This window comes from Kitasatospora sp. NPDC097691, from assembly GCF_040302665.1.
Classification (GTDB): Bacteria; Actinomycetota; Actinomycetes; order Streptomycetales; family Streptomycetaceae; genus Kitasatospora.
Map to the genome: position 1 here is coordinate 67,316 of NZ_JBEORY010000036.1, position 6,646 is coordinate 73,961.

At 70.0% G+C, this 6,646-nt stretch carries 6 protein-coding genes; all 6 read left to right on the forward strand.

The features are described 5' to 3' along the window. Nucleotides 1-37 precede the first annotated feature (37 nt). Nucleotides 38-1,390: a M16 family metallopeptidase gene (locus ABTY56_RS24070; RefSeq protein WP_350631092.1), complete on the forward strand. Its 1,353-nt coding sequence runs from the start codon at nucleotides 38-40 to the stop codon at nucleotides 1,388-1,390. Nucleotides 1,391-1,403: 13 nt separating this feature from the next. Then, nucleotides 1,404-2,150 carry a 4-hydroxy-tetrahydrodipicolinate reductase gene (gene dapB / locus ABTY56_RS24075; protein ID WP_350631093.1) on the forward strand — a complete coding sequence of 249 codons (747 nt, stop codon included), beginning with the start codon at nucleotides 1,404-1,406 and terminating at the stop codon, nucleotides 2,148-2,150. 25 nt (nucleotides 2,151-2,175) lie between these two features. Further along, nucleotides 2,176-2,634, forward strand: coding sequence for a tetratricopeptide repeat protein (locus tag ABTY56_RS24080; protein ID WP_350631095.1), 459 nt, complete (start codon nucleotides 2,176-2,178; stop codon nucleotides 2,632-2,634). Next, the gene (gene thyX, locus ABTY56_RS24085; RefSeq protein WP_350631097.1) at nucleotides 2,631-3,362 is read left to right on the forward strand and encodes an FAD-dependent thymidylate synthase; all 732 of its coding nucleotides are present in this window, start codon (nucleotides 2,631-2,633) and stop codon (nucleotides 3,360-3,362) included. Before ABTY56_RS24080 ends, thyX begins: the two co-directional genes overlap by 4 nt. Nucleotides 3,363-3,589: 227 nt before the next feature. Further along, nucleotides 3,590-4,489 carry a 4-hydroxy-tetrahydrodipicolinate synthase gene (dapA, locus tag ABTY56_RS24090; RefSeq protein WP_350631099.1) on the forward strand — a complete coding sequence of 300 codons (900 nt, stop codon included), beginning with the start codon at nucleotides 3,590-3,592 and terminating at the stop codon, nucleotides 4,487-4,489. Nucleotides 4,490-4,660: 171 nt separating this feature from the next. Beyond that, nucleotides 4,661-6,346: a ribonuclease J gene (locus ABTY56_RS24095; protein ID WP_350631101.1), complete on the forward strand. Its 1,686-nt coding sequence runs from the start codon at nucleotides 4,661-4,663 to the stop codon at nucleotides 6,344-6,346. Nucleotides 6,347-6,646: the final 300 nt, after the last annotated feature.

Consider the following 6,646-nt stretch of genomic DNA (forward strand, 5'->3'; position numbering starts at 1 on the left):
TGCGTTTCCGCGTGCGTTTCCCCTGGAGGTACCCCCCGTGGCGCAGGCCCCGGCGGTAAAGCAGCGCCCCGGCACCACCCGGACCCTGCTCAAGGGCGTCGACGGCGCCGGCACGGTGCGCCGCACCGTTCTCCCCGGCGGCCTGCGGGTCGTCACCGAGACCCTGCCGACGGTGCGCTCCGCGACCTTCGGCATCTGGGTCGGCGTCGGCTCGCGGGACGAGACCCCGCAGCTCAACGGCGCCACCCACTACCTGGAGCACCTGCTCTTCAAGGGCACCGAGCGGCGCAGCGCGCTGGACATCTCGGCGGCCCTGGACGCGGTCGGCGGCGAGATGAACGCCTTCACCGCGAAGGAGAACACCTGCTACTACGCCCGGGTCCTGGACACCGACCTGCCGCTGGCCATCGACGTGGTCTGCGACATGCTCACCGGTTCGCTGATCCGCACCGAGGACGTGGAGGCCGAGCGCGGCGTCATCCTCGAGGAGATGGCGATGGCCGAGGACGACCCGGGCGACGTGGTGCACGACCTGTTCGCCAAGGTGATCTACGGCAGCGGCCCGCTCGGCCGCCCGATCCTCGGTACCCAGGAGACCATCAGGACGCTCACCCGGGACCAGATCGCGGGCTTCTACCACCGGCGCTACCGCCCCGAGCAGCTGGTCGTCGCGGCGGCCGGCAACCTCGACCACCGCAAGGTGGTCAAGCAGGTCGAGCAGGCCTTCGCCCCGGTGCTGGCCCGCTCCGAGGCGGCCCCCGCCGAGGCCCGCCGCGGTGTCAAGGCGCTGCGGACGGCCGGCAAGGTCGAGGTGCTCAACCGGTCCACCGAGCAGGCCCACCTGGTGCTGGGTGTGCCCGGGGTGCCGCGGCACGACGAGCGGCGCTGGGCGATGGGCGTGCTCAACGCGGCCCTGGGCGGCGGGATGAGCTCCCGGCTGTTCCAGGAGGTCCGGGAGAAGCGCGGCCTGGCGTACTCGGTCTACTCGTACTCCTCGTCGTACGCGGACAGCGGCCTGTTCGGCATCTACGCCGGCTGCCAGCCCAAGCGGGTCGAGGAGGTGCTGCGGATCTGCCGCACCGAGCTGGCCAAGGTGGTCGCCGAGGGCATCACCGAGGAGGAGCTGCAGCGCGCGATCGGGCAGATCTCCGGCTCCACCGTGCTCGGCATGGAGGACACCGGCTCGCTGATGAACCGGATCGGCAAGGCCGAGCTCAGCTACGGGCACCACCTGTCGGTGGACGACATGCTGGAGCGGATCGCGTCGGTGACCCTGGAGGACGTCCACGCGGTGGCCCGTGATGTGCTGGGCGCGTACCGGCCGTCGCTGGCGCTGATCGGGCCGATCAACGACAAGCGGGCCGCCAAGCTCGCCGAGCTGCTGGTGTGAGAGGACTTTCGCTATGACGCTGCGTGTCGCCGTGATCGGCGCCAAGGGACGGATCGGCTCCGAGGCGGTCAAGGCGGTGGAGGCCGCGCCGGACCTGGAACTGGTCGCCACCCTCGGCCGCGGCTCGAAGCTCGAGGAGCTCACCGAGGCGGGCGCCCAGGTGGTCGTCGAGCTGACCCACCCGGACTCGGTGATGGGCAACCTGGACTACTGCCTGCACCACGGCATCCACGTGGTCACCGGCACCACCGGCTGGACGGACGAGCGGCTCGCCACCGTCCGCGGCCGGCTGGACCAGGCCCCGGACCTCGGTCTGCTGATCGCGCCCAACTTCTCCATCGGCGCGATCCTCGGCATGAAGTTCTCGCAGATCGCGGCGAAGTACTTCGAGTCGGTCGAGGTGGTCGAGCTGCACCACGACCGCAAGGCCGACGCCCCCAGCGGCACGGCCACCCGGACCGCGCAGCTGATCGCGGCCGCCCGCGCCGAGGCCGGCCGCCCGCCGCAGCAGGACCCGACGACCCACAGCCTGCCCGGTGCGCGCGGCGCCGACGTGGACGGGGTGCCGGTGCACGCCGTCCGGCTGCGCGGGCTGCTCGCCCACCAGCAGGTGATGTTCGGCGACACCGGTGAGACGCTCACCATCCGGCACGACTCGCTGCACCACAGCAGCTTCATGCCGGGCATCCTGCTGGGTGTGCGCAAGGTCGTCGAGACGCCGGGGCTGACCTTCGGCCTCGAACACTTCCTGGACCTGTGACCGTGGTGATCCCAGGGAGTGTGACATGACCTCTCGTACCGGCTTCTTCGTCCTGTCCGGCGTGCTGCTGCTGGTCGCCCTGCTCTGCGTGGGGGAGGGCGTCCAGCTGATCGCCACCGGCAAGCCGCTCGGCATCGGCATCGGCGTCTGCGCCTTCGTCATCCCGGTGATCGGCGTCTGGTTCCTGCGCCAGACCGTCCGCTTCGGACGGGACAGCGAGCGGCTCGCCCGGGAGCTGGAGGCCGAGGGCGGCCTGCCGGTGGACGAGCTCAAGCGCAGCAACAGCGGGCGGATCGACCGGGCCTCGGCCGACGCGGTCTTCGCCCGCCGCCAGGCCGAGGCCGAGGACGCGCCGGGCGACTGGCGGGTCTGGTTCCGCCTCGCCGTGGCCTACGCCGATGCCGGGGACACCCCGCGCGCCCGCAAGACCATGCAGCACGCCATCAGGCTGCACAGCACCGAACCCGCAAGGAGTAACGCGTGAGCGACGAACCCACGCCCCCCAGCTTCCGCAGCGACGTCACGGTGGAGCTGGTCCGCAGCTCCGCCGCCGACTCGGACGTCATCTGGGCGGCCCGCGTCTCGACCGCGGGGGAGCAGTCCCTGGAGGCGCTCTCGCAGGACCCGGAGAAGTCCAAGGGCCTGATCAACTTCCTGATGCGCGACCGGCACGGCACGCCCTTCGAGCACAACTCGATGACCTTCTTCATCAGCGCGCCGATCTTCGTGTTCCGGGAGTTCCACCGGCACCGCAGCGGCTGGTCGTACAACGAGGAGTCCGGCCGCTACCGCGAGCTGCACCCGGTCTTCTACGTCCCGGCGGAGGACCGCAAGCTGGTCCAGGAGGGCCGCCCGGGCAAGTACGAGTTCCACGAGGGCACGCCCGAGCAGCACCGGACGACGACCGAGGCGATGGAGGCCGCGTACCGCGAGTCCTACGCGCGGTACCAGGAGATGCTGGCGGCCGGCGTGGCCCGCGAGGTGGCCCGCGCGGTGCTGCCGGTCGGCCTGTTCTCCTCGATGTACGCGACCTGCAACTCGCGCTCGCTGATGCACTTCCTGTCGCTGCGGACCAAGCGGGACAACGCGACGGTGCCGTCCTTCCCGCAGCGCGAGATCGAGATGGTCGCCGAGCAGATGGAGCAGCAGTGGGCGCAGCTCATGCCGCTCACCCATGCGGCCTTCGAGAAGCACGGCCGAGTCGCCCCCTGACCTGCGACGACAGGCATATGGGCAGTGTGTCTGGCATGTCTGGATTGCGGCTTTTCTAGCCGCTCCCTACATTCGTGAGCACGGATTCCGGTGCTGCCTGAACCCCCGAGCGGGCAGCACCGGAATCCCATCACGAAGCCAGTTCCCGCCGCTCATCGCCGCTGCCCCTGTCCGAACCCTGGACCGGTGTGGATACCGTCCCACCGCCTACGAGTAGTTTTGGACGCATGGCTCCGATCTCCACCCCCCAGACGCCGTTCGGCCGGGTCCTGACCGCGATGGTCACCCCGTTCACCGCCGACGGCGGACTCGACCTCGACGGCGCCCAGCGCCTCGCCACGCACCTCGTCGACTCCGGGAACGACGGGCTCGTCGTCAACGGCACCACAGGTGAGTCTCCGACCACCAGCGATGCCGAGAAGGCCCAACTGGTCCGCGCCGTGGTGGAGGCGGTCGGGGATCGCGCCCACGTGGTGGCCGGCGTCGGCACCAACGACACCCACCACACCATCGAGCTGGCCCGGCAGGCGCAGGCCGCCGGGGCGCACGGCCTGCTGGCCGTCACGCCGTACTACAGCAAGCCCCCGCAGGAGGGCCTGTACCGGCACACCGTCGCCCTGGCCGACGCGACCGAGCTGCCGGTCATGCTGTACGACATCCCGGGCCGCAGCGGGGTGGCGCTGAGCCACGAGACGCTGGTCCGCCTCGGCGAGCACCCGCGGATCGTCGCCAACAAGGACGCCAAGGGTGACCTCGGCGCCGCGGCCTGGGCGATCGCCCGCTCCGACCTGGCCTGGTACTCCGGCGACGACATCCTGAACCTGCCGCTGCTGTCCGTCGGGGCCGTCGGCGTGGTCAGCGTCGTCGGACACGTGGTGGCAGGCGAGCTGCGCGCGATGATCGAGGCCTACCTGGCCGGCGATGTGGTCAAGGCCACCAGCGTGCACCAGCGCCTGCTGCCCGTGTTCAGCGGTATGTTCCGCACCCAGGGCGTGATCCTCACCAAGGCCGCGTTGGACCTCCAGGGCCTGCCGGCCGGCCCGCTGCGGCTGCCGCTGGTGGGTGCGACGGCCGAGGAGGTCGCGCAATTGAAGCAGGATCTCGCCGCCGGCGGGGTACACCTCTAAACAGACAAAGACGTGCGCGCCCCGGCTCGCCGGACCTCCCCGGGTCCGCCGCTGGACCGGACCGAAGGCGCGAGAGCGCAGACCCAGTAGGAAAACGACACTGAGTACGCACGCCATATGTCTCCAGGGGGAGGACCCCGGGCATATGGCGTGCGTCGTGAGGAGAGTCTTTTGAGCCACCCGCACCCCGAACTCGGCGCGCCCCCGGCCCTGAAGGAGGGCGCCCTCCGTATCACTCCGCTCGGCGGCCTCGGCGAGATCGGCCGCAACATGACGGTCCTCGAGTACGGCGACCGCATCCTGATCATCGACTGCGGCGTCCTCTTCCCCGAGGACGAGCAGCCCGGCGTGGACCTGATCCTCCCGGACTTCAGCTACATCCGGGACCGCCTCGACAAGGTCGACGGCATCGTCCTCACCCACGGGCACGAGGACCACATCGGCGCCGTCCCGTTCCTCCTGCGGGAGAACCCGGACATCCCGCTGATCGGCTCGAAGCTGACCCTGGCCCTGATCGAGGCCAAGCTCGCCGAGCACCGGATCCGCCCGTACGTGCTGGAGGTCAAGGAGGGCGAGCGCGAGCGCATCGGCCCCTTCGACTGCGAGTTCATCGCGGTCAACCACTCCATCCCGGACGCCCTCGCCGTGGCCGTCCGTACCCCCGCCGGCATGGTCGTTGCCACCGGTGACTTCAAGATGGACCAGCTGCCGCTCGACGGCCGCCTCACCGACCTGCCGACCTTCGCCAAGCTGGCCGAGGAGGGCATGGACCTGCTGCTGGTGGACTCCACCAACGCCGAGGTCCCCGGCTTCATCCCGCACGAGCGGGACATCTCGGCGGCGCTGCGAAACGTTTTCGCCAACGCCGACAAGCGCATCATCGTGGCCTCCTTCGCCAGCCACGTGCACCGCATCCAGCAGGTCCTGGACGCCGCGCACGAGTACAAGCGCAAGGTCGCCTTCGTCGGCCGCTCGATGGTCCGCAACATGGGCATCGCCCGTGACCTCGGCTACCTGAAGGTCCCCGGCAACATGGTCGTGGACGTCAAGCAGTTGGACGACCTCCCGGACAAGGAGGTCGTGCTGATCTGCACCGGTTCGCAGGGCGAGCCGATGGCCGCGCTGTCCCGGATGGCCAACCGCGACCACCAGATCCGCATCGTCGAGGGCGACACCGTCGTCCTGGCGTCCTCCCTGATCCCGGGCAACGAGAACGCCGTCTACCGGGTGATCAACGGCCTGACCCGCTGGGGCGCCAAGGTCGTGCACAAGGGCAACGCCAAGGTGCACGTCTCCGGCCACGCCTCGGCCGGCGAGCTGCTCTACTTCTTCAACATCTGCAAGCCGCGCAACCTGATGCCGGTCCACGGCGAGTGGCGCCACCTGCGCGCGGCCGCCGAGCTGGGCGTCGCCACCGGGGTGCCGCGCAACCGCGTGGTCATCGCGGAGGACGGCGTCTGCGTCGACCTCGAGGGCGGCGTCGCCCGGATCGTCGGCAAGGTGCAGGCCGGGTACGTCTACGTGGACGGCGCCTCGGTCGGCGACATCAGCGAGGCCTCGCTCAAGGACCGCAAGATCCTCGGCGAGGAGGGCTTCATCTCGGTCTTCGTCGCGGTCGACTCGACCAACGGCAAGATCGTCGGCGGCCCGACCATCCAGGCCCGCGGCTCCGGCATCGACGACGGCGCGTTCGCCCCGGTCGTCGCCAAGCTCCAGGAGGCCCTGGACCGCTCGGCGGGCGACGGCGTGCTGGAGCCCCGCCAGGTGCAGCAGCTGGTCCGCCGGACCATCGGCAAGTGGGTCGCGGACAACTACCGCCGCCGGCCGATGATCCTGCCGGTCGTGGTCGAGGTCTGACGCTCGTTCGTCGAGGTCTGACGCTCGTTCGTCCCCGGCCGAGGCCGGTTTGACGTGGGGCAGCCCGGTGCGTAATGTTCTCCGGGTTGCCCCACGGGACGGCCCCTCGGAAACGGGCTCGAATCTGAATTCGAGAAACGACCGGGGAAAACGGCCCGAGAAACTCTGGTAGAGTTCGGGAGCGCCGAAAGGCAAAAGCCGATTGGATGAATGAAACTCCGGAAAACGGAGCGGAAAACATCTGATAAGCTGGAAACACGAAAGAACGAAGCCCGGAGGGTCCGCTGGAAGGCGGTCCGA

Excerpts from the sequence above, each read along its gene's own strand:
- dapA (WP_350631099.1), top strand. The coding sequence starts at position 3,590 with ATGGCTCCGATCTCCACCCCCCAGACGCCGTTCGGCCGGGTCCTGACC.
- ABTY56_RS24080 (WP_350631095.1), top strand. The coding sequence starts at position 2,176 with ATGACCTCTCGTACCGGCTTCTTCGTCCTGTCCGGCGTGCTGCTGCTG.
- dapB (WP_350631093.1), top strand. The coding sequence starts at position 1,404 with ATGACGCTGCGTGTCGCCGTGATCGGCGCCAAGGGACGGATCGGCTCC.